At 70.7% G+C, this 24,412-nt stretch carries 21 protein-coding genes and 1 tRNA gene; 12 read left to right on the forward strand and 10 right to left on the reverse strand.

The features are described 5' to 3' along the window. Window positions 1-2: 2 nt before the first annotated feature. On the reverse strand, window positions 3-3,785 hold the full coding sequence (metH, locus tag AC1DW8_RS00980) for a methionine synthase (RefSeq protein ID WP_478091211.1): 3,783 nt from the start codon (window positions 3,783-3,785) through the stop codon (window positions 3-5). Between the two features lie 238 nt (window positions 3,786-4,023). Between metH and AC1DW8_RS00985 the strand changes: the two genes are divergently transcribed. Further along, window positions 4,024-4,878, forward strand: a complete 855-nt coding sequence (locus AC1DW8_RS00985) for a PAC2 family protein (RefSeq protein WP_056777770.1) — start codon at window positions 4,024-4,026, stop codon at window positions 4,876-4,878. A 377-nt stretch (window positions 4,879-5,255) separates the two neighbouring features. Then, window positions 5,256-8,237, forward strand: coding sequence for a S8 family serine peptidase (locus tag AC1DW8_RS00990; RefSeq protein ID WP_082619846.1), 2,982 nt, complete (start codon window positions 5,256-5,258; stop codon window positions 8,235-8,237). A gap of 370 nt (window positions 8,238-8,607) precedes the next feature. Here AC1DW8_RS00990 and mshC read toward each other — a convergent pair whose 3' ends face one another. The 4 genes from mshC to AC1DW8_RS01010 form a co-directional block, all read right to left on the reverse strand. Beyond that, a complete protein-coding gene (mshC, locus tag AC1DW8_RS00995; protein WP_478091214.1) occupies window positions 8,608-9,864 on the reverse strand; it encodes a cysteine--1-D-myo-inosityl 2-amino-2-deoxy-alpha-D-glucopyranoside ligase in 1,257 nt (418 codons plus the stop codon). Between the two features lie 85 nt (window positions 9,865-9,949). Continuing rightward, on the reverse strand, window positions 9,950-10,759 hold the full coding sequence (locus AC1DW8_RS01000) for an SCO1664 family protein (RefSeq protein ID WP_478091215.1): 810 nt from the start codon (window positions 10,757-10,759) through the stop codon (window positions 9,950-9,952). Next, window positions 10,743-11,288 carry a DUF3090 domain-containing protein gene (locus AC1DW8_RS01005; protein ID WP_056776955.1) on the reverse strand — a complete coding sequence of 182 codons (546 nt, stop codon included), beginning with the start codon at window positions 11,286-11,288 and terminating at the stop codon, window positions 10,743-10,745. The genes AC1DW8_RS01000 and AC1DW8_RS01005 overlap by 17 nt, the downstream gene beginning before the upstream one ends. A gap of 10 nt (window positions 11,289-11,298) precedes the next feature. Then, the gene (locus AC1DW8_RS01010) at window positions 11,299-12,030 is read right to left on the reverse strand and encodes an MSMEG_4193 family putative phosphomutase (protein ID WP_056827048.1); all 732 of its coding nucleotides are present in this window, start codon (window positions 12,028-12,030) and stop codon (window positions 11,299-11,301) included. 91 nt (window positions 12,031-12,121) lie between these two features. Here AC1DW8_RS01010 and corA point away from each other — a divergent pair, with 91 nt between their 5' ends. Continuing rightward, the gene (gene corA / locus AC1DW8_RS01015; protein WP_056776952.1) at window positions 12,122-13,123 is read left to right on the forward strand and encodes a magnesium/cobalt transporter CorA; all 1,002 of its coding nucleotides are present in this window, start codon (window positions 12,122-12,124) and stop codon (window positions 13,121-13,123) included. 60 nt (window positions 13,124-13,183) lie between these two features. Here the strand turns inward: corA and AC1DW8_RS01020 are convergent, their stop codons facing one another. Next, window positions 13,184-14,044 (reverse strand): undecaprenyl-diphosphate phosphatase, encoded by an 861-nt coding sequence (locus AC1DW8_RS01020; RefSeq protein ID WP_056776949.1) that lies wholly within the window; start codon window positions 14,042-14,044, stop codon window positions 13,184-13,186. Window positions 14,045-14,184: 140 nt separating this feature from the next. Next, window positions 14,185-15,282 (reverse strand): LLM class F420-dependent oxidoreductase, encoded by a 1,098-nt coding sequence (locus AC1DW8_RS01025; protein WP_478091219.1) that lies wholly within the window; start codon window positions 15,280-15,282, stop codon window positions 14,185-14,187. Window positions 15,283-15,357: 75 nt separating this feature from the next. Between AC1DW8_RS01025 and AC1DW8_RS01030 the strand changes: the two genes are divergently transcribed. Continuing rightward, window positions 15,358-16,293: an aldo/keto reductase gene (locus tag AC1DW8_RS01030; RefSeq protein ID WP_478091221.1), complete on the forward strand. Its 936-nt coding sequence runs from the start codon at window positions 15,358-15,360 to the stop codon at window positions 16,291-16,293. Window positions 16,294-16,353: 60 nt separating this feature from the next. Here AC1DW8_RS01030 and AC1DW8_RS01035 read toward each other — a convergent pair whose 3' ends face one another. Together AC1DW8_RS01035 and AC1DW8_RS01040 are read right to left on the reverse strand one after the other, a co-directional pair. Then, complete coding sequence (locus AC1DW8_RS01035; protein WP_478091223.1) at window positions 16,354-16,758, reverse strand: hypothetical protein; 405 nt, start codon at window positions 16,756-16,758, stop codon at window positions 16,354-16,356. A gap of 161 nt (window positions 16,759-16,919) precedes the next feature. Beyond that, a complete protein-coding gene (locus AC1DW8_RS01040) occupies window positions 16,920-17,714 on the reverse strand; it encodes an SCO4651 family lipoprotein (RefSeq protein WP_056776938.1) in 795 nt (264 codons plus the stop codon). Between the two features lie 180 nt (window positions 17,715-17,894). Between AC1DW8_RS01040 and AC1DW8_RS01045 the strand changes: the two genes are divergently transcribed. Continuing rightward, window positions 17,895-18,080, forward strand: a complete 186-nt coding sequence (locus AC1DW8_RS01045; RefSeq protein WP_034770947.1) for a DUF5703 family protein — start codon at window positions 17,895-17,897, stop codon at window positions 18,078-18,080. Between the two features lie 21 nt (window positions 18,081-18,101). Here the strand turns inward: AC1DW8_RS01045 and AC1DW8_RS01050 are convergent, their stop codons facing one another. Beyond that, complete coding sequence (locus tag AC1DW8_RS01050) at window positions 18,102-19,460, reverse strand: M20/M25/M40 family metallo-hydrolase (protein ID WP_478091226.1); 1,359 nt, start codon at window positions 19,458-19,460, stop codon at window positions 18,102-18,104. A 121-nt stretch (window positions 19,461-19,581) separates the two neighbouring features. Between AC1DW8_RS01050 and AC1DW8_RS01055 the strand changes: the two genes are divergently transcribed. The 7 genes from AC1DW8_RS01055 to AC1DW8_RS01085 all read left to right on the forward strand — a co-directional run bounded on the left by AC1DW8_RS01055 (window position 19,582) and on the right by AC1DW8_RS01085 (window position 24,387). Beyond that, window positions 19,582-19,668 (forward strand) — tRNA-Leu (locus AC1DW8_RS01055). 121 nt (window positions 19,669-19,789) lie between these two features. Next, window positions 19,790-20,335, forward strand: a complete 546-nt coding sequence (locus AC1DW8_RS01060; protein ID WP_056776932.1) for a MarR family winged helix-turn-helix transcriptional regulator — start codon at window positions 19,790-19,792, stop codon at window positions 20,333-20,335. After that, window positions 20,332-21,141, forward strand: coding sequence for an ABC transporter ATP-binding protein (locus tag AC1DW8_RS01065; RefSeq protein WP_056776929.1), 810 nt, complete (start codon window positions 20,332-20,334; stop codon window positions 21,139-21,141). The genes AC1DW8_RS01060 and AC1DW8_RS01065 overlap by 4 nt, the downstream gene beginning before the upstream one ends. After that, window positions 21,101-21,922, forward strand: a complete 822-nt coding sequence (locus AC1DW8_RS01070; protein ID WP_056776926.1) for an ABC transporter permease — start codon at window positions 21,101-21,103, stop codon at window positions 21,920-21,922. The genes AC1DW8_RS01065 and AC1DW8_RS01070 overlap by 41 nt, the downstream gene beginning before the upstream one ends. 47 nt (window positions 21,923-21,969) lie before the next feature. After that, a complete protein-coding gene (locus AC1DW8_RS01075; protein WP_478091229.1) occupies window positions 21,970-23,238 on the forward strand; it encodes an MFS transporter in 1,269 nt (422 codons plus the stop codon). A gap of 4 nt (window positions 23,239-23,242) precedes the next feature. After that, window positions 23,243-24,013, forward strand: a complete 771-nt coding sequence (locus AC1DW8_RS01080; RefSeq protein ID WP_056776920.1) for a HipA family kinase — start codon at window positions 23,243-23,245, stop codon at window positions 24,011-24,013. Further along, on the forward strand, window positions 24,010-24,387 hold the full coding sequence (locus AC1DW8_RS01085) for a DUF3037 domain-containing protein (protein ID WP_478091231.1): 378 nt from the start codon (window positions 24,010-24,012) through the stop codon (window positions 24,385-24,387). The genes AC1DW8_RS01080 and AC1DW8_RS01085 overlap by 4 nt, the downstream gene beginning before the upstream one ends. Window positions 24,388-24,412 lie beyond the last annotated feature (25 nt).

Consider the following 24,412-nt stretch of genomic DNA (forward strand, 5'->3'; position numbering starts at 1 on the left):
GGTCAGTCCTCCGGGTCGTAGGCGAGGTTCGCGGACAGCCAGCGCTCGGCCTCGGCCAGCGTCCAGCCCTTGCGGTCGGCGTAGTCCTGCACCTGGTCGCGGCCGAGCCGGCCCACGACGAAGTACTGCGACTGCGGGTGCGAGAAGTACCAGCCAGAGACCGAGGCGCCGGGCGCCATGGCCATGCTCTCCGTCAGGGTCATGCCCGTGTTGGCCTCCACGTCGAGCAGGCGCCAGAGCGTCTCCTTCTCGGTGTGCTCGGGGCAGGCGGGATAACCGGGCGCCGGGCGGATGCCGGCGTACTGCTCCTTGATGAGCGCGACGTTGTCGAGGTGCTCGTCGGGCGCGTAGCCCCAGAACTCCTTGCGGACCCGCTCGTGCATGCGCTCGGCGAACGCCTCGGCGAGGCGGTCGGCGAGCGACTCGAGCAGGATCGCGTTGTAGTCGTCGAGGTCGGCCCGGAACGCCGCGACCCGCTCGGCGCCGCCGAGACCGGCCGTGACCGCGAAGCCACCGACCCAGTCCTGCGTCCCCTTCGGGGCGACGTAGTCGGCGAGCGAGCGATTGGGCACACCGGCGCGGTGGTCGCCCTGCTGGCGCAGGTGGTGCAGCACGGCGAGGGGCTCGGTGCGGGCGTCGTCGAGGTAGACCTCGACGTCGTCGCCCACGGAGTTGGCCGGGAAGAAGCCGATGACGCCGTTGGCGGTCAGCCACCGCTCCTCGATGAGCTGGTCGAGCATGGCCTGCGCGTCGTCGTAGAGCTTGCGCGCGGCCTGGCCGCTGGCCGGGTTGTTGAGGATGTCGGGGAAGCTGCCCTTCATCTCCCACGCGTTGAAGAACGGCTGCCAGTCGATGTAGCGACGCAGCTCACCGAGGGGATAGCTGCGGAACACCTTGACGTGCTGCGAGATCCGGTGCGAGCGGGTGATCGAGGAGACGTCGTGGTCCTGCTGGAGCAGCAGGTGCGGGTGCGGCGGACGGTAGCCGGACCAGTCGACCGGCGTGCGTCGCGACCGGGCGTCCTCGAGCGCGAGCAGCGGCCGGTCCGCCTTGCCCGCGTGACGGGCCCGCAGCGAGTCGTAGTCCTCCTTGACCTTGGCCATGAGGGTGGGCCGCAGCTCGTCGCTGAGCAGGGCCGCGGCGGTCGGCACCGAGCGCGAGGCGTCCTTGACCCAGACGACCGGACCGTCGTACTTCTGGTCGACCTTGACCGCCGTGTGGGCGCGCGAGGTCGTCGCGCCACCGATGAGGAGCGGAATGGTCAGGCCCTGGCGCTGCATCTCGGCGGCGAAGCCGACCATCTCGTCGAGCGAGGGCGTGATGAGCCCCGAGAGCCCGATGATGTCGGCGTCGTGCTCGCGCGCCGCGTCGAGGATCTTCTGCGCCGGGACCATGACGCCCAGGTCGATGACCTCGTAGTTGTTGCACTGGAGCACGACCCCGACGATGTTCTTGCCGATGTCGTGGACGTCGCCCTTGACCGTGGCCATGACGATCGTGCCGTTGGTGTCCTTCTGCGTTGCCAGGGAGGGGTCGTCGATCTTCTCCTGCTCGATGAACGGGATGAGGTAGGCGACGGCCTTCTTCATGACGCGCGCGCTCTTGACGACCTGCGGGAGGAACATCTTGCCGGCGCCGAAGAGGTCTCCGACGACGTTCATGCCGTCCATGAGCGGACCCTCGATCACCTCGATGGGTCGGCCGCCGCGCTCGGCGATCTCGGCGCGGAGCAGCTCGGTGTCAGCCTCGACGTGCGCGTCGATGCCCTTGACGAGCGCGTGCGTGATGCGCTCGCCCAGCGGCAGGGCGCGCCACTCCTCCTCGCTGACCTCCACCGCCTGACCGACCTTGTTGTACTCCTCCGCGATCTCGAGCAACCGCTCCGCGGCGTCGGGGCGCCGGTTGAGCACGACGTCCTCGATACGGTCACGCAGCTCCGCGTCGACCTCGTCGTAGACCGCCAGGGCGCCCGCGTTGACGATGCCCATGTCGAGGCCTGCGGCGATCGCGTGGTAGAGGAAGACGGCGTGGATCGCCTCGCGCACGGGGTTGTTGCCGCGGAAGCTGAACGACACGTTGGAGATGCCACCGGACACCTTGGCCCCGGGAAGGTTCTCCTTGATCCAGCGCGTCGCCTCGATGAAGTCGAGGCCGTACGAGGCGTGCTCCTCGATGCCGGTGGCGACGGCGAAGACGTTGGGGTCGAAGATGATGTCCTCGGCCGGGAAGCCGACCTCCTCGGTGAGCAGGCGGTAGGCGCGCGAACAGATCTGCTGGCGGCGCTCGAGCGAGTCGGCCTGGCCGTCCTCGTCGAAGGCCATGACGACCGCGGCGGCGCCGTACTTGCGCACGAGCCGGGCCTGCCGGAGGAACGGTTCCTCGCCTTCCTTGAGGGAGATCGAGTTGACGATCGCCTTGCCCTGCACGCACTTGAGCCCGGCCTCGATGACCTCCCACTTCGAGGAGTCGACCATGACGGGCACGCGGCTGATGTCGGGCTCGCTCGCGACGAGCTTGAGGAAGCGGTCCATGGCCGCGACACCGTCGATCATCCCCTCGTCCATGTTGACGTCGATGACCTGGGCGCCGTTCTCGACCTGCTGCGCGGCCACGGACAGGGCGGTGTCGTAGTCGCCGTCCTTGATGAGCGTGCGGAAGCGAGCCGAGCCGGTGATGTTGGTGCGCTCTCCGACGTTGACGAAGAGGCTGTCGTCGGTGATGGTGAACGGCTCGAGCCCGGACAGCCGCATCGCGGGAGCGTTCGTCGCGAGCTCGCGGACGGGCTTGCCGTCGACGGCCCGCGCGATGGCGGCGATGTGGTCGGGGGTCGTCCCGCAGCAGCCGCCGACGAGGTTGACGAGACCCGCCTCGGCGAACTCGCCGACGATGCCCGCGGTCTCGTCGGGCGCCTCGTCGTACTCGCCGAAGGCGTTGGGCAGACCGGCGTTGGGGTAGCACGAGACGAACGAGTCAGCCAGACGGGCCATCTCGGCGATGTAGGGGCGCATCTCCTTGGCACCGAGGGCGCAGTTGAGCCCGACGGCGAGCGGTGACACGTGCCGGATCGAGTCCCAAAAGGCCTCGGTCACCTGGCCGGACAGGGTGCGCCCGGACGCGTCGGTGATGGTGCCGGAGACGACGACCGGCCAGCGGCGACCCTGCTCCTCGAAGAGCGTCTCGACGGCGAAGATCGCAGCCTTGGCGTTGAGCGTGTCGAAGATCGTCTCGATGAAGATGAGGTCGCTGCCGCCGTCGACGAGCCCGCGGGCCGCCTCGAGGTAGGCCGCGACGAGCTGGTCGTAGGAGACGTTGCGCGCACCGGGGTCGTTGACGTCGGGTGAGATCGAGGCCGTACGCGTCGTCGGCCCGAGCGCCCCTGCGACGTAGCGCGGCCGGTCGGGCTCGCGCTCCGTCATCGCGTCGGCTTCGCGGCGGGCCAGCGCGGCGGCCTCGAAGTTCAGCTCGTAGGCGAGCTCCTCCATGCCGTAGTCGGACAGCGAGATCGCGTTGGCGTTGAAGGTGTTCGTCTCGATGATGTCGGCGCCGGCCTCGAGGTACTCGCGGTGGATCCCGGCGATGATCTCTGGCGCAGTCAGCGTCAGGAGGTCGTTGTTGCCCTGGACGTCGCTCGGCCAGTCCGCGAAGCGCTCCCCGCGATAGCCGGCCTCGTCGGGCCGGTCGCGCTGGATGGCCGTGCCCATGGCGCCGTCGAGGATCATGATGCGCTGACCGAGGGTGGCGGTCAGGCTCTCGGTGGCGTCGGGTCGCTGCTGCGACTGGGACAACGTGGCTCCTCTCGGCGGCACGGGTTTCGTGCCGAGTGACGGGACCGGCCCGATTCTACGGACCTGCCGTGTCCGGCGCGTCGCCGCCCGCACTGCGGTCACGCGACGCCAGCGCACGGCATACCCCGTCCGGCCTCACGCGTGGGGCGCGCCCGCCGGCGGGACTCCGGCGCATCGGTGGCGCCAGGTCCTAGGCTGGAGGTGTGGACGCGAGCGCGCCCACGGTGAAGGAGACATGGTGCTGGAGTTCGAGGATGTGCCGGAGCTGACCGATCCGGTGCTCATCGCGGCCTTCGAGGGCTGGAACGACGCCGGCGAGGCCGCCACGAGCGCGGTCCGCCACCTCGCGGAGGTCTGGGACGCGGAGGTCGTCGCGGCCTTCGACCCCGAGGACTACTACGACTTCCAGGTCAACCGCCCCCGCGTGTCGCTCGAGGAGGGTCGGCGCATGCTGGCCTGGCCCACGACGCGCATCCTCGTCGCGACCGAGACCGGCTTCGACCGGGACGTCGTGCTCGTGCAGGGCATCGAGCCGTCCATGCGCTGGCGGGCCTTCTCGATCGAGCTGCTCGAGCTCGCCGACCAGCTCGGCGTCACGACGATCGTCACCGTCGGAGCCCTGCTCGCCGACGTGCCGCACACGCGACCGATCCCGGTCACGGCCACGGCCGAGGACGAGGCGGCGATTCACCGCTTCGACGTCGAGGCCTCGCGCTACGAGGGCCCCACCGGCATCGTCGGCGTGCTGACCCACGCGGCCTCCGACGCGGGCATCCCGACGGTTTCCGCGTGGGCCGCGGTGCCGCACTACGCCGGTGGCGCCCCGTCACCCAAGGCGAGCCTCAGCCTGCTGCGCCGCATCGAGTCGCTCCTCGGCATCACCGTGCCGCACGGCGAGCTCGAGGAGAACGCCCGGGCGTGGGAGCGCGGCGTCGACGAGCTCGCGCAGTCCGACGAGGAGGTCGCCGAGTACGTCCAGTCCCTCGAGGAGGCGCAGGACACCGCCGAGCTGCCCGAGGCGAGCGGCGACGCGATCGCGCGCGAGTTCGAGCGCTACCTCCGCGGGCGCGACGACGACCAGACCGGGCGCTGACCCTTCCCCCCCGCGCAGCCGTCGCCAGCCGGAGCGCGTATGCCGCCCGGCCCCTCGACTGCCCGGTGCTCGCGTCCGAGGGACCTCTGGCCTGCAGGCCTCGCCCTTCAGTCCTGGGAGCTCTAGGGAGTCCGGGGAGTTCTACGGGATCGCCTGTGAGGCTTGCTGGGCGGACTGCCGATGGTTGTGCGCATCCGGCTCTGGTGATGGGCGAACGCTCTCGCCGGTCCCGGTTTGCGCCGTCACACCACATTTGAACGTTTCGCCCGTGAGTGTCCGGCTTTGTCGATACGTTGCCCCTCGCCCGCTGCGATTGGCGCGGGAACATCCCCGCGGTCTGATCTTGTTGGTCCCGCGGTTCATGCAGGGGGTTGTCTATGGGCGCTAGGCGCCGATGTGTTGTAGCTGCCGTTGTCGCTTTTGCGCTGGCCGCTCCGGCGTCCGCGTTCGCCGCGGATGAAGGTGGCTCGCTCAGCAGCAAGAAGGAGCAGCTGGAGCAGAAGCATGCTGTCGCCTCTTCGGGGCAGAAGACGGTGGCCGGGTCCGCGGGAAGGTCCCGTCTCGGCGCGCTGGCCGTTCAGGCGGACCCCGGCCGGGTGGTGGTGTCGGTGAAGATGCGGTCCGGGTCGAGGTCACTGAGCTCGCTGCGCGACGTGACGCAGTCGGCCAAGGCCTTGGGAGGTGTTCAGCGCCGCGCCCTGACCCAGCTCGGGACCGTCTCGCTCGAGGTTGCCAAGGACCGCGCGGACGGGCTCGTCAGTCAGCTGCGGCAGCGTCGCGACGTCGCCCGAGTGGACGTCGTGCAGCGCCGAACCCTGTCGTTCGTGCCGAACGACGAGCAGTACGCAGTGACTGCGCCCTATCTCGACGCCGTCGCCGCTCCGGGCGGGTGGGACGTACAGCGCGGAAGCGCCGACGTGCGTATCGCCGTGGTTGACAGCGGCGTGGACGTTTCCCACCCGGACTTGACGGGGCGGGTTGCCAGCTCGTACAACGCGGTCGACCAGACCAGTGACGTTTCCGACGAGATCGGCCACGGCACCTTCGTCGCCGGGATCGCCGCCGCCACCGGGGACAACGGCGTTGGTGTCGCCGGCGCCTCCATGGGTGCCAGCGTCCTGGCCGTGAAGGTTGCCGACCCGTATGGGCAGGTGTGGGGCGACGCTGAGGCTGCTGGCATCATCTGGGCCGCTGACCACGGCGCGAACGTCATCAACCTGAGTCTGTCCGGTGACACTCCGGACCAGGTGGAATCCGACGCCGTCGCATACGCCGTCAGCAAGGGCGCCCTCGTGGTCGCCGCTGCCGGGAATGACGGCACCACCACGCCGCAGTATCCGGCCGCCTATCCGAACGTGGTCGCAGTCGGCGCTACCGATGCGGGTGGCAACCGGGCGCCGTTCTCGCAGTATGGGTCGTGGGTGAGCGTGGCTGCGCCCGGCACGGGAATCCGGAGCACGTCCCCAGTCGCTGGAAGCACGTTCTTCCAGCCGGACTACGACACGAGCGACGGCACCTCGTTCTCGACGCCGCTGGTCGCTGCCGAAGCCGCCCTGCTGTTCTCGCGCAGCCGCACCGCGAAGGCCGCTGACGTGCGAGCAGCCATCGTCGGCACGGCGCACGGATACGTCGGCCTGGGCCTCGGCACGGGACAGGTGGACTTCAAGGCCGCTCTCGATGGCTTCACGCCCAACTCTGTCCCGGCCATCACCAGCCCGACTGACGGGTCATCGGTGAACGGCTCGGTGACAGTGACGGCCGCCTCGACCGCGCCGAAGGTTCGCTTCTACGTCGATGGCACGCCGCTCGGGTCGGCCGTCACCACCGACAGCGCAACCGGAACAGCCAGGACCACGTGGTCGACGTGGGGTCTGGGCAACGGCAGCCACACCCTTCGGGCCGTGGACTGCAGCCTCACCACCCTGTGCGCCTCCGATGGTGCCCAGGTCGGGGTGACCGTCACGAACGCTGCCCCCGTCATCACCTCACCTCTGCCCTCGCAGCTGGTGTCGGGTTCGGCCGCGTTCACCGCGACCGCTCCCGGCGGCGCCGTCGGCTTCTTCATCGACGGGGTGCGTCGCGGCGTTGACACCAGCGCACCGTTCGCGTTCACGTTCGAGGTCAGCGCCTTGGCGGACGGCACTCACACCGTCACCGCGGTCAGCTGCTCGACTGCGACGGTATGCGCCGGGCCGGCGTCGGCTGCGGTGTCCTTCCGAAACCAGTCGCTGCACCCGAAGTTCACAGCCCTCAGTCCCAGTGTGTTCAGCCCGAACGGTGACGGCAGGTCCGACACGACGAAGCTGACCTACTACCTTCCCGACACCGAAGCGGTGAAGTGGCAGGTTCGCAACTCCGCCGGCACGGTCGTGCGCGGACCTTCCAGTCTGGGCACGCTAAGCGCGGGCACACGCTCCTTCGTCTGGAACGGACTGACGAACAGCGCTGCCCGCGTCACGAGCGGCACCTACCGTGTCGAGCTTGTCACGAGCCGGGCGACGAACGCGGGAACCTTGCGGGGCGCTGCCGCCATCAGTGTCCGCGTCGACCAGGTCGCCCCGACGATGAGTTCCATCACGGGGAACGGGACTGGTTTCTACCCCTACCCCGACACCTACAGGGACACGTTCTCTCCCGCCCTCACCCTCAGTGAATCCGCAACGGTCACCCTGACCGTGCGCACCGGCGGAGGCAGCGTCGTCCGGTCGATGACGGGCAACCGCGCCGCCGGCCGGGCCAGCATCACCTGGAACGGCCGGAACACGGCAGGTTCCCTGGTCGGTGCCGGCACCTTCTACTGGACGCTGACTGCGCAGGACGCTGCCGGTAACCGCCGCAGCACGGCGAAGTACTCCGTCGTGGTCAGCAGCAAGCGGCTCGTGACCAAGACCGCGACGTTGGACAAGCGAGGCAGCCAGTTCTACTCCGCCGGGGGAAGTGACGACTCCTGTGCTTGGACGAGCCTGGGCTCCTCCTACTTCTACCCGTACGGGCTGTGGCTGGCCAACACGTGCGACTCCTACTACGGGTTGGAGATTGCTGGCGGGGTTTACCGGTTCACGCTGCCGGCGGCCGTCAGCTACAGCTCGCTGAAGCTGCAGAGCTACGGCTTCTCGATGGACACCTCGAAGCTCGCGTCGGGGTTCACGAAGTGGGGGACGAGCAGCTACGCGTTCACGCCCGAGATCTACACCAGCCCCACGATCGCGTGGCGCACCCTGGGGTCGGTCGCGCCCGCAGGAGTCGTGAACTCGTCCCGTGTGGTGGAGACCACGGTGTACGTCCCCAACCGCTACTACGACAACGACTACGACATCAGCTACGTCCGTCTGGTCGTCACCTACAAGGTCCTCGCCTGACCTGAAGTGGACCCACTGGGGCCCCGGTCGCTTTGCGACCGGGGCCCTTGCAGGACGACGCGCCGTACCAATGCCGCGATCCGCGCGTTCGTGCCGATGACAGGATGCCGTTCGAGGAGAAATAGTTGGTCTAGCCCGGATTCCAGCAGGCATCATCATGAGGCTCATGAAGATCCCGGCGCTGGACGGCATCCACCATTTGAAGGTGCATGTGACCGACGTTCGTCGGTGGGCGCGATGGTAGACGCGCACTCTCGGCTATGAACCCCTGATGGAGTTCGTTGAGGGTTCGCGGCTGGTCGACTACGGGATGAGCCACCCACACGGGGGCACGCTCTTGACCTTGCGGCTCGACCATCGGAGACGATGGTCAGAGACGCACGCCGAGAAGCGCATCCAGCGCGCGTCCGAGCACACCGGGAGCACCCGGGTCGTCGCCCCCGCGGGTCAGCGACTGGCTGGCCCAGCGGTCGACGGCCTCGAGGGCCCTTGGGCTGTCGAGGTCGTCGGCGAGGGCCGCCCGGATGTCGTCGACCGTCTGGTCGGCGACGGGTCCGCCGTTGCCCGACAGCGCCTCGCGCCACGTGGCGAGCCGCTGCTGCGCCTCGATGAGCTGGCCGTCGGTCCACATCCAGTCGTGCGCGTGGTGGCGGGCGAGCAGCGCCAGCCGGATCGCCATCGGGTCGACCCCGTCGCGACGCAGCTGTGAGACGAGGACGAGGTTGCCCTTGCTCTTGCTCATCTTCTCGCCGTCGAGGCCCACCATCCCCTGGTGCACGAAGGACCCGGCGAACGACTCGGAGCCGCTGAGCGCACGACCGTGCGCCGAGCTCATCTCGTGGTGCGGGAAGACGAGGTCCGTGCCGCCACCCTGGACGTCGACGGGGATGCCGAGGTGGTCGAGCGCGATGCAGGCGCACTCGATGTGCCACCCGGGACGACCGGAGCCGAGGCTGCCGCCGTCCCACTCGGGCTCGCCCTCGCGGTGCGCGCGCCACAGCAGGGCATCGAGGCGGTTGCGTTTGCCTTCACGGTCGGGGTCGCCGCCGCGCTCGGCGAAGACCTCCATCATGCCGGCCTCGTCGAGGTGGCTGACCGAGCCGAAGCGAGGGTCGCGGGCCACGTCGAAGTAGTGGTCCTGCGCACCCTCGCGTGAGGCGTCCGGCGCCGGCACGGCATACGCCCAGCCGTCGGCGACGAGCTTCTCGATGGGACCGACGAAGGTGGGGATGCTCTCGACGGCGCCGAGGTACTCGTCGGGCGGGATGACGGCCAGGGCGGTCATGTCCTCGCGGAAGAGCGCGATCTCGCGGGTCGCGAGGTCTCGCCAGTCGACGCCGTCGCGCTCGGCCCGCTCGAGCAGCGGGTCGTCGATGTCGGTGATGTTCTGGACGTAGCGCACCGCGTGCCCGCTGTCGCGCAGGACCCGACCGAGCAGGTCGAAGGTGACGTAGGTCGCCGCGTGACCCATGTGGGTGGCGTCGTAGGGCGTGATGCCGCAGACGTAGAGGGTGACGAGGTCACCGCGGGCGGCGGGCACGAGCTCTCCGGATGCCGTGTCGCGGACTCGCACCTCGGGTGCACTGCCGGGAACCTTGGGGACGAACGGCATCGGCCAACTTCTCACGCGCAGACTCTATCCCGGCGCGCGTGACCCGTCGGGACCGGTCGGACGCGGCGCGGTCGACCACGCGCACGGCGACGCGCGCACCTCACAGCGGCGGCCACGGGACCGAGGGCCAGTCTGGGCTGGGAAAGGGGTGCACGCCGCGGTCGAGGAGCCGCCGGACGCGCTGGGCCAGGGCGTCCACGTCGTCCTCCGGGAGCAGCGCGAGGAGCCGCTGCCGCGGCTCGTCATCGGCGAGCGCGTCCCGCAGGCGCTTCAGGCGCAAGAGGTCGTCCTCGACGATCGGCTCCCCGGCCCACCCCCACAGCACCGTGCGCAGCTTCGGGGTCGGCGAGAACGTCACGCCGTGGTCGATGGCCCAGAGGCGTCCCTCCCGGTCCCGGAGGCAGTGCGAGCCCTTGCGGTCGGAGTTGTTGAGGGCGGCGTCGAGCACGGCGAGGGACCGCACGTCGTCGGCGCCCGAGTGCACGACGGTCACGGCCGAGCCGCCGGGTGTCTCGCCGTCGAAGACCGCGTGCCAGCCGTCGGGCGTGCGCCCCTCGGGCACGAGGTCGACGACGACGTCGTCGTCGACGGGGTCGAACGGGTCACCGATCCACAGCTGCACCGAACCGGGACCGAGCGGGCCGTCGCGCAGCACGGTCGAGGGCACGACGTGCCAGCCGCCGAGCTCCGAGACCACCTGCGCCGCCACCTCCCGGCCGGCCAGCGTGCCATCGGGGAAGTCCCACAGCGGTCGCTCGCCCCGGACCGGCTTGTAGATGACGTGACCGCCGGGGACGCTCGCGATGCGGGCGACGACAGCGAGGTTCGAGGACTCGGTGATGCGCCCGAGGACCTCGAGCTCGCCGGTCAGGTCGACCGACGGCGGGGTGCCGTCAGCGCTTGTAGCCATTGGCCCGCGGGCAGATGTGGCCCGTGGGATCGAGTGGGCTGCCGCAGAAGGGGCACGGCGGGCGGCCGGCAGCGACGAGCGCGTTGCTGCGCCGTGCGAAGGCGCGGGCCTCGGCCGGCGTCAGGGCGACCCGGATCGAGTTGCGCCCGAGCGGACCCACCTCGTCGTCGGCGTCCTCGTCGACCTCGTCGGGGTCGTGGTCGTGGCACTCGATGACGACCTTCTGCGCCTCCTCGTCCCAGGCGAGGGAGAGGGTCTGCACGTGCCAGTCCTCGTCGAACGGCGTCTGCAGCGGGTCGGTGTCCTCGGGCGCCCCACCGGGCTCGCCCGGCTCGACGGCAGCGGCGGGCGCGAGCTGGTCGAGCACGTCGTTGACGCGGTCGGCGAGGATCGAGACCTGCTGCTTCTCGACGCCCACGGTGACGACGAGGGGTCCGGTGCTCGCCTGGAGGTAGAAGGCCCGCTGGCCGGCCGGGCCGACCGTCCCGGCGACGAACCGGTCAGCGGGATCGAAGTCCTGGACCGTCATGCGCTCGACCCTATCCGACACTTCCGGGTGTCCCGGCGCCCCCGCCCACGACGGCGTCGCCCTCCTCGGCGGCAGGCTTCTCGGGCGGTCGCAGCCCCGTCAGGTCGCCCCCGACGTCGTTGAGCCGCAGCACGAACGGCTTGCGGCTCGTGTAGCGCACGACGCTCACCGAGGCCGGGTCGACGTTGATCCGCTGGAAGTCGTCGAGGTGGGCGCCGGTGGCGTGCGACAGGATCGACTTGATGACGTCACCGTGCGACACCGCGACCCAGACCGCGTCCTTGCCGTGCGTCTCGAGGATGCGTGCGTCGATCTCCCGGACCGCGCGCAGCGCCCGGTCCTGCATCTCCACCATGGACTCGGCGGGGTATGCCGCCGAGTCGGGGAAGCGCGCCTCGCTCGGTCGGTCCTGCACGACCTTCCAGAGCTCCTCCTTGGCGAGCTCCGCGATGGGTCGCCCGGTCCACGCCCCGTAGCGGCACTCCCCCAGTCCCTCGTGGATGCTGCGGGCCACGTGGTCCGGGAGCGGGGCGGCCAGCAGGTCGGCGGTCTGCACGCACCGGTCGAGCGGTGAGCTGACGACCTCGACGACGGGCAGCACTGCTGCGGCGAGCCGCTGGCCGACGGAGGCGGCTTGTGCCTCCCCGGTCTCGTCGAGGAAGACCCCGGGCATCCAGCCGGCGAGCGTACCGGCGGTGTTGGAGGTGGAGCGCCCGTGGCGCACGAAGATGACGGTGGGCACGACCGCCACCCTAGCCCGCCCCTGCACCCTCGCCCGGCGGCATACGCCAGCCTGCGAGACGTCGGCGAGCGGACGTGGTGAAGTAGGAGATGTGATCGTGGACAAGGCCATCTACCGCAACGGCCGGCGGCAGGGTTGCGGCGACCTCAGCGATGAGCTCGACGTGCTGCGCCTCACTCAGGACGGCTTCCTCTGGATCGGTCTCAAGGACCCGACCGACCAGGAGTTCGACCTCGTCAACGAGGAGCTGCACCTGCACCCGCTCGCCGTCGAGGACGCGGTCAACGGACACCAGCGGGCCAAGATCGAGAAGTACGAGTCGTCGGTGTTCGTCGTCCTCAAGACGCTGCGCTACATCGAGGCGACGAGCGACATCGAGACCGGTGAGGTCATGCTCTTCATCGGCGACCGCTTCGTCGTGACCGTCCGGCATGGTGAGGGCAACCCGCTGGCCGGCGTGCGCCAGCGCCTCGAGACCGAGCCCGAGCGCCTCGGCCACGGCGCCATGACCGTGCTCCACGCCGTCATGGACTCCGTCGTCGACAACTACCTCGTCGTCGACCGGGAGGTGCGCCGGGACCTCGAGCAGATCGAGGAGCAGGTGTTCGCCTCCCACCTCGGCGGTGACGCCAACACGATCTACCGCCTCAAGCGCGAGGTCCTCGAGTTCCGCCGGGCCAGCCAGCCGCTGGCCGACACCCTGACGCAGTTCATGGAACGCGCGCGGGGCCGTGGCCTCACGGAGGAGATGCTGCCCTTCTTCCGTGACGTCGCCGACCACCTGCGCCTCGTCAACGACCACGTCGAGTCCTACGACCGCCTCCTGACCGACGTGCTGTCGGCCCATCTCGCGAGCGTCTCGGTCAAGCAGAACGAGGACATGCGGCGGATCTCTGCCTGGGTCGCGATCGCAGCCGTGCCCACGATGATCGCCGGCATCTACGGCATGAACTTCGAGCACATGCCCGAGCTGACCGCGAGCGTCCATCTCGGCCACGGGGAGTTCCAGTACGGCTACTTCCTCGTGCTCGGGGTCATGGCGGCCGCGTGCATCGGCCTCTACCGCGCGTTCAAGCGCTCGGGCTGGCTCTAGCGACGGCGAACGGCCGGCTCCCCCGCGGGGAAGTCGGCCGTTCGTGGTCTGCGCGGGACGTCAGGTCGCGGTGATGACACCGCCCGCGAGGACGCCGGCGAGCACCACGGCGAGCGCGATGCGGTACCAGACGAAGGGCAGCAGGGTGTTGCTCGCGACGAAGCGCAGCAGCCAGGCGATCGTCGCGTAGGCCACGACGAAGGCGACGACGACCCCGACGACCACGGGGCCGACCCCCAGCGCCGAGAGGCCGTCCTTCTCCTCCACGGCCTGGAAGAGGCCCGCGGCCGTCAGTGCCGGGATCGCGAGGAAGAAGCTGAGTCGGGTGGCCGTGACGCGGTCGATGCCGCGGGCGATACCCGCGGAGATCGTCGCGCCCGAGCGGGAGACACCGGGGATGAGCGACAAGCACTGGACGAGTCCGATGACGACGCCGTCGACGGGACGCACCGAGTGCTCACCCCGGATCTCGCCGCGGGCCTCGTGGCCGGCGTAGATCCGCTCCGCGACGACCATGGCGATGCTCCACAGGAGCAGCGCGACGGCCACGACCCAGAGGCTGCGCAGGGCGCCCGAGATGAGGTCGCGCGCAAGGAACCCGACGATGCCGACCGGGATCGAGCCGATGACGACGGCCCACGCGAGGCCGTAGTCGGGATCCTTGCGCGCACCCGTGGACGTGAGGCCCCGGAACCAGGCGACCGCGAAGCGGACGATGTCGCGGAAGAAGTAGAGGAGGGTCGCCGCGATCGCGCCGAGCTGGATGACGGCGGTGTAGGCCGTCACGGCGGGGTCGTTCACCTCGAGCCCCAGGAGCTTCTCGGTGATGGTCAGGTGGGCGGTCGAGGAGATCGGAAGGTACTCGGTGAGGCCTTCGACGACGCCGAGGATGATGGCGTCGAGGTAGCTGAGGTCAGCCATGGGTCAGGGTGGGCCTTCTGCGCAGGAGGGACGGGACGGGTCGCCACCCGAAAGGGTGCGACGGCCGCTGGGCACAATGTCGCACCCTATCGACAACGCCGGCTGGGAGGCCTCGAGGAGGGCGGCGCGGAGACGAATCCCTAGGGAACGTCCGGGGCCGGCTCGTCCGACGCCCTGGCGGGCTCGAGGGCGGCGATCCCGGCGACCACCTGCAGCGTCGCGAGGGCCTGGTCGCGGGTCATGCCCCCGCCGACGGCGACGGCGAGGGTCGTGACTCCCGCCTCCTCGTAGCGACCGAGTCGTCGGGCGATTCGCTGCGGCGACCCGAGCAGCGCCGTCTCGTCGATGAACTCGAGCGGCACGGCGGCGGCGGCCTCGCGGTGGCGGCCGGCGAGGTAGAGGTCCTGGATGCGCGCCGCGTCCTCCTCGAAGCCCATCCGGCACGCGAGCTGGTTGTAGAAGTTCTGCTCGCGCGAGCCCATGCCGCCGATGTAGAGCGCGCAGTAGTCGCGCACGTGGTCCGCCGCCTCCGCGACGTCGTCGACGAGGACGACAGGCGTCGTCGCCACGACGTCGAAGCCCGTCATCGGTGCGTCCACAGGCCCTCGTCCACCCCGGCGCCGGCCCGTCTCGAGGGTGGCGAGCAGGTCGGCGGCGTGCTCGGGGCTGAAGAAGATCGCGAGCCAGCCGTCGGCGATCTCGCCGGTCAGCTCGAGGTTCTTGGGGCCGACCGCCGCGAGGTAGACCGGGAGGTCGGGGCGCACGGGCCGCGTGGAGAGCTTGAGCGGCTTGCCCGGTCCGCCCGGGAGCGGGAGCGGGTAGTGCGGGCCGGCGTGGGTCACCGTGTCGCGGCGGAGCGCGGCGCGCACGATCTCGACGTAGTCGCGCGTGCGGCCGAGCGGGCTGCGGAACGGGACGCCGTGCCAGCCCTCGCTCACCTGCGGACCGGACACCCCGAGCCCCAGCCGGAACCGGCCGCCGGACATCGTGTCGATCGTCGCCGCCGTCATGGCCGTCATCGCCGGGGTCCGTCCGGGGATCTGCATGACGGCCGAGCCGAGGTCGACGTGCTCGGTCAGCGCCCCGATCCACGCGAGCATGGTCGGGCTGTCCGAGCCGTACGCCTCGGCCACCCACACGCTGTCGTAGCCGAGCCGGTCGGCGGCCTGCGCCACCGCCACCTGGTCCTGCCCCGTCGTGCCGCGTCCCCAGTAGCCGAGATTCACACCGATCCTCATGGATCGCAGGCTATCGGCGCGGTCGCCGACGTGGCGGCCGCTCGGGGTGCGGCGTCGCCCACTACCGTTCGAGGCATGCGCAGGCGTCTCGGCTCGTCCGGTCTCACGGTCACCCCTCTCGCCCTCGGGACGATGCTCTGGGGCAACGCCGTCGACCGCCACGAGGCCGGTGACCACCTGCGTGCGTTCGTCGAGGCGGGCGGCAACCTCGTCGACACGGCCTACGGCTATGGCGGCGGAGACGCCGAGACCATCCTCGGGGGCCTGCTGGACGGCACGGTCCCTCGCGACGACCTCGTCATCTGCACCAAGGCGGGCATCTCCCGGGCGGGTGGCGAGCGACGGGTCGACGTGTCGCGGCGCGGGCTCATGGCCCAGCTCGACACGTCGCTGCGCCGCCTCGGCACCGACCACGTCGACCTCTGGCTCGCGCACACGTGGTCCGACGACGTGCCGCTGGCCGAGACGCTCTCCGCGCTCGAGTGGGCGGCAGCGTCGGGCCGGGCCCGCTACGTCGGCGTCTCCAACTACTCCGGCTGGCAGTCCGCGCGCGCTTTCAGCCTGCTCGAGTCGGCCCGAATCCCTCTGGTGGCCAACGAGATCGAGTACTCCTTGGTATGCCGTACGCCCGAGCACGAGGTCGTGCCGGCCGCGACGTCGCTCGGCTTCGGGCTGCTCCCGTGGTCACCGCTGGGACGCGGCGTGCTGACCGGGAAGTACCGCAACGGCATACCGTCGGGATCGCGCGCGGCGTCGAGCGACTTCCCGGGATTCGCCGAGCGCTTCATCGACGAGCAGACCACGCGCGTCGCCGACGCGGTGGCGATGGCCGCCCGAGGCCTCGGGGCCAAGCCCGGGGAGGTTGCCCTGGCGTGGCTGCGCGACCGGCCCGGCGTGGCGGCGCCCATCGTCGGCGCCCGCACGGCAGCTCAGCTGCGCTCCGCGCTCGGAAGTCTCGAGCTTGCCCTGCCGTCGGAGATCGTCGCCGCCCTGGAGGACGTCTCGGCCTGACGCCGGGACCCTGCTCGCGATCAGGCGGGGTGACCGCTCTCGCCGCAGCGTCGCGACGGGTCAGGCTCGCGTGTCGGAGCTCTCGGTCACGCCGCCGTCGACGTGGCCCTCGTCGTCGTCGTCCTCGTAGTCGTCGTCGTCGTCGTCGTCATCGTCGTCGTCGTCGTCGTCGTCGTCGTCGTCGTCCTCGTCGTAGTCGTCCGAGTCGAGCCCGGCGTAGACGCGGCCCTCGGTCCCGTCCTCGTCCTCGTGCCCGTCGAAGTCGTCGCCGTAGATCGCGAGGGGCGTCGCGACCTCGGTGGCCTCGTAGAGCGCCTCGTCGTAGTCGTCGAAGGCCTCGGCGAGGTCCTGCGCCGCTGCCATCACCATGGGGTGGTCGGGGTCTCGGCTCGCGTTCGCGGCCTCGAGGTGGCGTTCGAGGGCGACGATCAGCTGCTCGAGGGCGGAGCGGGGGTCGACGGTCATGCCTCGACCGTAGTCGACCCGCACGACCGAAGGCACCGATTCCGGGCCCGGAAACGCCCGGAAACACAGCGATCCCGCAGCGAGCCGGGCTCGCTGCGGGACCGTTCACGCGTGGTTGGCGGGCCGTTCACCCGTCGCCGACGTGGCCTGTCATGCCTGCCTCACATGGGCGCCTTGACGGTGTCAGAGGCCGGCGGGGCGGTGATGTCGACCGGCTCGCCGTACTTGCTCATCGTCATCTCGGCCTTGACGCCGGAGAGGTCGAAGGTGACCTTGCGCAGCTGGTTCTTCTCGTCGAGCCACGCGGTGTACGTGATGGTGGCCGGCATCTTCGTCTTCTCGGCGGCGGGCAGCTGGGCCTGCATCGCCGTGGTGTCGAGCGTCAGGTCGTACTTCCACGTCTTCTCGCCGTCGACGGTGTCCTCACCGACGTACTTGACGTCCTGCACGGCCGCGCCGAACTGGTCGTACATCTTGGTCGGGTCGGCCTGGTCGAGCGACTGCGAGAGCTGCTTGCCGAGCGTCGAGCTGCTGTCGATGACGGCCCACTTGCCCGCGGCGAGGCCCGGGAAGCCCTTCATGTAGACCTTCTTGTCGACGAGGACCATGTCGAGCTTCATCGAGGGGCCCATGTCCATCGTCATCTTCATCGCCGGGTTGCTCGCGTCGACCTTCGTGTCACCGGTGATGGCGATCTTCTGGCCGGCGGCGTCCATCGCCATCGTGACGTGGGCGGTCGTGGCGTTCTTGCCCGCGGCCTTCATGGCGGCGACGAACGATGCCTTGTCCTTGTACGGCTGACCGGCGGCCGGCGCATCGCTCGTCGCGGCGGCCGAGCTGGCCTGAGTCTGCCCCGTCGCGGGGGCCGGGGTCTCGCTCTTGCCACAGGCCGCCACTCCGAGGACGGCCGGTAGGACGATGGCTGCTGCCGCGATGCGGCGGGTGTTCCATTTCATGTGTGTTGACCTCCTGGGCCCTTGACGCCGGGCTGTGCCAGGCGGTTCCCCTGCTCGCCGCGCGGACCACGCAGGTCCGGTTCGCGGCCGGATGACCCAGCGACGGTACCGCGGTCGCGTGACCGCCACGCCGCGCATACGGTCTCGGAGGGGTCACGGTTGGTGTCAGAATGGACGGCGATGACGGAGTACGAGTACCGGGTCCTCACGTTCGACCGCCACACGTCGAAGGCCCAGGCCAGACAGGCGGTGCGTGAGCACGCCGAGTACGGCCGTTGGGAGCTGTCGCGCACCGTCATCTACGAAGGTGGCGTGCGTCGGATGTGGCTGCGCCGCCGGATCATGCGCGTCGAGCGCACGGCCTGACCGACGCGTCCGCCGCGACCCTCAGCAGGAGCGCAGGAAGTCGCCGAGCACCCGCGCCCCGAAGCGAAGCGACGCCGTGGGCACCCGCTCGTCGATGCCGTGGAACATCGGCGCGAAGTCGAGGTCTGCCGGCAGCCGCAGCGGCGCGAAGCCGTAGCCGCTGATCCCGAGCCGGCCCAGCGCCTTGTTGTCGGTGCCGCCCGAGAGGCAGTAGGGCAGGACGACGGCCTCGGGGTCCTCACGCAGCAGCGCCTGCTTCATCGACTCGACGAGGTCACCGGAGAACGGTGCCTCGATGGCGACGTCACGGTGCACGACCTCGACCTCGACGTGCTCGCCGGCCAGCTCGCGGATCGTGGCCATGAGGGCGTCCTCGTGGCCGGGCAGGAAGCGGCAGTCGACGGCCGCCGTCGCCGTCTGCGGGATGACGTTGTGCTTGTAGCCGGACTCGAGCATCGTGACGTTGGCGGTGTCGCGCAGCGTGCCCCGCACGAAGCCCTGGGCCCCGCCGAGGGTGGCGAGCAGCGGCCCGAGGTCGTCGTCGGTCGACGAGAGCCCGGTCAGGCTGCCGAGCGTGTCGAGCAGCTCACGGACCGAGGCGATGTACTCACGCGGCCACTCGTGGGCGGCGATCCGGCCGATGGCGGCGGCGAGGCGGACGATGGCGTTCTCGTCGTTGGGGACCGACCCGTGCCCGGCACGTCCGTGTGCGCGCAGCCGCAGCCAGGCGATGCCCTTCTCCGCGGTCTGGAGGAGGTATGCGCGCTGCTGGCCCCCCGGCGTCGGCACGGTGACGCTGTAGCCGCCGACCTCGCTGATCGCCTCGGTCACGCCCTCGAACCAGTGCGGGTGGTGGTCCACGAGCCAGTGGCTGCCGTAGGTGCCACCGGCCTCCTCGTCGGCGAAGAAGGCGAACGTCGTGTCGCGGGCGGGCTTCGTGCCGGTGCGAGCGAAGTGACGGATGTTCGCGAGGATCATCGCGTCCATGTCCTTCATGTCGACCGCTCCGCGGCCCCAGATGCAGCCGTCGCGCTCCTCCGCGGCGAAGGGGTCGACCTGCCAGTCCGCGGCGTTCGCCGGCACCACGTCGAGGTGGCCGTGGACCGCGAGGCCAGGGCGCGAGGAGTCCTCGCCCTCGAGGCGGACGACGACCGTCGCACGGCCCGGCTCGCTCTCGAGCAGGGTGCCCTCGAGGCCGACCGCGTCGAGCTGCTCCATGACGTACTCGGCCGCCTTGCGCTCCCCCGGACCCGACCCGTCACCGTAGTTGGAGGAGTCGATCCGGATGAGCTCGGCGCAGATCCGCGCGACCTCCTCCTCGGGCGTCACGGCAGTCTGTGCCGTGGTCGTCACGGTGCGGTCGGCGTCGTCGTGGCTCATGCCGATCAGCGTATGCCGCCGCCTCCCGACGCCAGCTGCCGCCCGTTTGGTCTTTTGGTCGGGCCCCGTGTAACGTTTCGCCTCGCCGCAAGGGATTCCCACGAGCCCCTTGCAACACCTTGTCGGGGTGGCGGAATGGCAGACGCGCTAGCTTGAGGTGCTAGTGCCCTTAACGGGCGTGGGGGTTCAAGTCCCCCCCTCGACACCATGAGACCCCCGGGTTCCTGCAGGCCAGGACCCGGGGGTCTTCTCGTACCCGGGCGGCTGCGTCCGGAGGTCCACCTCCGGTTTCTCTGGTCACCCCTCTGCGACAGACGTAATCTTCGATCGTGAGCGACGAGAAGGTGGCTGGGCTGGCGGACGACCTCTACGACGTCATCGGGCTGCTGCGACGCCGGTCGCGGCGTCTCGTCGGCGCTCCGCTGCCCGAGCTCGCCCTGTCCGGGGCCCAGCTCGAGCTGCTCCGCGTCGTGCGGCGCAACCCCGGGATCACCGTGGCCGAGTCGGCCCGGGTCCTCGGTCTCGCCGCCAACACCGTCTCGACCCTCGTCGGCCAGCTGCTCGCCCTCGGGGTGCTCGTGCGTGAGCGCGACTCGAGCGACCGGCGTGTGGCGCGGCTCGACCTCACGCCCTCGGCCCGGGCGGGCCTGGAGCAGTGGCGCGACCGTCGCGCGCAGTCCACCGCAGTGGCGCTCGCGGAGCTCCCGGCCGCCGACCGCGCCCGCCTGGCTGCGGCGCTGCCGACCATCGCCCGCATCGCCGCGAACCTGCCGGAGACGCACGACGTCGCGGCGCCGCACACCTCCGAGCCGGCCGTCACCGTGGCCGCGGCGCTCGACCTCCCGGACGGGTCGGCTGCCGGCGACCGACCATGACCTCGGCCATCGACATCCGGGGCCTGGGCTACAGCTTCGGGACGCACCGCGCGGTCGATGACCTCACCCTGGCCGTCGAGCCGGGTGAGTGCTTCGGCCTGCTCGGGCCCAACGGGGCCGGCAAGACGACGACGATCCGGCTGCTCAACACCCTGCTGCCGCTGCAGGCCGGGCAGGTCGAGATCTTCGGCCGCTCGGTGCGCACCGAGGCGATGGCCGTGCGGCGGCTGCTCGGCTACGTGCCCCAGCAGCTGTCGATCGAGGGCGCTCTCACGGGTCGCGAGAACGTCGAGTGGTTCGCCCGTCTCTTCGACGTCCCCCGGCGCGAGCGCAGGACTCGCGTCGACGAGGTGCTCGACATGGTCGACCTGCGCGGCGACGAGTCACGCCTCGCCTCGACCTACTCCGGCGGCATGGTGAGGCGTCTGGAGCTCGCGCAGGCCCTGGTCAACCGCCCCGCACTGCTCGTCCTGGACGAGCCGACGGTGGGCCTCGACCCCGTCGCCCGCGACAGCGTCTGGCTGCGGGTGGCGCAGATGCAGCGAGACCACGGCATGACCGTGCTGCTCACGACCCACTACATGGAGGAGGCGGACGCGCTGTGCGACCGCGTCGCCCTCATGCACCGCGGGGCCCTGCGCGCCCTCGGCTCCCCCGACGAGCTCAAGGCCGCCGCTGGGGAGGGTGCCAGCCTCGAGGACGTCTTCCGTCACCACACCGGCGAGGCGCTCGACGAGGTCGAGGGCGAGAAGGGAGGGCTGCGCGGTGTCCGAGCAACTCGTCGAACCGCCCGCCGTCTGGGCTGACCGGCGCAGCCGCACCGGGGTGCGGCTCCTCGTGTCGCGCATCGCGACCTTCTGCCTCGTCGAGCTCCAGAAGCTGCGCCACGACCGCAGCGAGCTGATCACCCGGGCGATCCAGCCGATCCTCTGGCTCGTCATCTTCGGCACGACGTTCAGCCAGATCCGGGCCATTCCCACCGGGGGCCTCGACTACCTCGACTTCCTCGCGCCGGGCGTCATCGCCCAGTCGGCCCTCTTCGTCTCGATCTTCTACGGCATCCAGATCATCTGGGAGCGCGACGCCGGTGTGCTCACCAAGCTCCTCGTGACGCCGACGCCGCGAGCAGCGCTCGTGGCCGGCAAGGCGTTCGCCGCCGGGGTCAGGTCCGTCGCCCAGGCCGTCATCGTCGTCGTCGTGGCCGCGCTGATGGGCGTGGCGATGACGTGGAACCCCGTGCGGCTGCTCGGCGTGGTCGTCGTCGTGATGCTCGGCGCCGCGTTCTTCTCGTGCCTGTCGCTCAGCATCGCCGGCGTCGCCCTCAAGCGCGACCGGCTCATGGGGATCGGCCAGGCGATCACGATGCCGCTCTTCTTCGCCTCGAACGCGCTCTACCCGATCGAGATGATGCCGGGCTGGCTCCAGGTCATCAGCCACGTCAACCCGCTGACCTACGAGGTGTCGGCCCTGCGCGGCCTGCTGCTCGGCACCCCGACGAACTACTGGGTCGACTTCGGGGTCCTCGCCGGCAGCGCGATCGCCGGCATCGTCTGCGCCGCGGCCCTCATCGGGCGACTCGCGCGCTGACCGCTCCCGTCGCCGGGCACCGCACGGGTGACCGTACGCTGTGCCGCGTGACCTTCCTGCGCGCCCTGTTCACCCTGCTCCGGGGGCGCGGGTTCCGTCGGCTCTTCGTCAGCCGGGTCACGTCGTCGTTCAGCGACGGCATCTTCCAGGTCGCCCTGGCCAGCCACATCCTCTTCAACCCCGAGAAGGCCGCCGACGCGCGCGGGATCGCCATCGCCTTCGCGATCGTGCTGCTGCCCTACTCGGCGCTGGGGCCGTTCGTCGGAGTGCTCCTCGACCGGTGGCCGCGCAAGCGCGTCATCGTCGTCAGCCAGGTCATCCGGGCCACGGCGATCCTCGGCGTCTCCGTCCTCGTCACCGGAGCCGAGACCGGCCCGGCGTTCTTCGGCCTCGTGCTCCTCGTCTTCTCGGTCAACCGCTTCATCCTCGCCGGGCTCTCCTCGGCCATGCCGCACGTGGTGCCGCGGGAGGACCTCGTGAGCGCGAACTCCGTCGCTCCCACGTGCGGGTCCCTGGCATACCTCCTCGGCGGCGCGGTCGGCACCGGGATCAGGGCCCTCGGGGGCAGCGACGTCGTCGACGTGCTCCTCGCCGCCGCTGGCGTCCTCGTGGCCGCCTGGGCGGCGACCCGGCTGCCGTTCATCGGCCCCGACGACACGAGCGGCGCGCCCTCGGTCGGGCAGATCACCCGGTCCGTCGTGACGGGCCTCGTCGAGGCCGTGCACACCCTGCCGCGCCGCGCACGCCTCCTGCTCACCCTCGTGTTCATCACCCGGCTCCCGTTCGGCTTCCTCCTGCTGCAGACCCTGCTCCTCTTCCGCGGCCCGTTCGAGTCCGGCCACGGCGCGCAGGGCTTCGGCATCGCCGCAGGCGCGTCCGCACTGGGATTCGCCTCCGCGGCCTTCGTCACCCCGTGGCTGGCCCCACGCCTGACCGCCGTGCCGTATGCCGCCCGGATGCTCGCGCTGGGCGCGGTCGTGTGCGCCGTGCTGGGACCGTTCCTCACGCCGTGGAGCATCGTCGTCGTCGGCTTCGTCGTCTCCTTCACCTCCCAGTGCGTCAAGATCACCGTCGACTCGCTCCTGCAGGCCCACGTCGACGACCACCTGCTCGGCCGCGCCTTCTCCGCCTACGACGTCGTCTACAACGCCGGCATGGTCGCGGCGGCGGCCGTCGGCGCGCTCGTCCTCCCCGAGAGCGGGCTCGCCTGGTGGCCGCTCGTGGCCTTCGCCTGCCTCTACGGGGCGAGCGCGATGCTGCTCGGCCGGCTCTGGACGCGGGCCACGGTGCTCGACCACGAGCGGCCACTAGGCTGACGGCGTGCTTCCCGAGCTGACCGCCACCCGCTACGTGACGCCGCTCAAGGAGGGTGGGTCGCTGCCCGGCATCGTGGAGGCCGACGACGACGGCACCTACGTCCTGAAGTTCCGCGGCGCCGGTCAGGGGCTCAAGGTCTTGGTCGCCGAGGTGCTCGTCGCCGGGATCGCCCGGCTGCTCGAGGTGCCGGTGCCCGACCTCGCCGTGGTGCGCCTCGACCCGCGCATCGCGAAGTACGAGGCCGACGAGGAGGTGCAGGACCTGCTCACCGCCTCGGTCGGGACCAACCTCGGCGTCGACTTCCTGCCGGGTTCCCTCGGCTACGACGGCTCGAGGCCGCCCGACGCCGACCTCGCCGAGCGGATCATCTGGCTCGACGCGCTGACCGCCAACGTCGACCGCACGTGGTCCAACCCCAACCTGCTCGTCTGGCACGGACGCACGTGGGCCATCGACCACGGAGCAGCCCTCTACTTCCACCACTCGTGGCCGAGCAAGGCACCGGCCCCGGAGCGCTTCGCGGCCCAGCCGTTCGACGCGAGCCGCCACGTCCTGCGCGACGTCGCGGGCGACGTGGCCGCGCGCCACGACGAGCTCGCGGCGCGCCTCACGCCCGAGGCCGTCGAGGCCGTCGTCGCCGAGGTGCCCGAGGAATGGATCGAGCCCACGCCCGAACTCGCCGACGCACCCGCGGTGCGGACGGCATACGCCCGGATGCTGCGGGCCCGCCTCGACGGGCCGCTCACCTGGGTGCCCACGGGCGTCGCCGCGTGAACGCGTACCAGTACGTCCTGCTCCGGCTCGTCCCCCGCGTCGACCGGGAGGAGTTCATCAACGTCGGTGTCGTGATCTACTCGCAGGACGCGGGCTTCCTCGACGCCGCCTGGGAGCTCGACGAGCGCCGTGCGGACGCGCTGTCACCGACGTGCGACCTCGAGGGCGTGCGCTCGATGCTCGAACGCGTCCGGGCGGTGTGCCGCGGCGAGACGGGCCGCGGCCTGCCGACCCTCGACAAGCCGGGCCAGCGGTTCGGCTGGATCATCGCACCGCGCTCGACCGTCGTGCAGCCCGGACCGGTCCACGGGGGCCTGTGCGACGACCCTGCCGTCGAGCTCGAGCGCCTGCTCGACCGGCTCGTCCGGGCCTGACGGACCCGACTGGCTCGACCGGCCC

It is taken from the genome of Terrabacter sp. P2_E3, assembly GCF_056403915.1.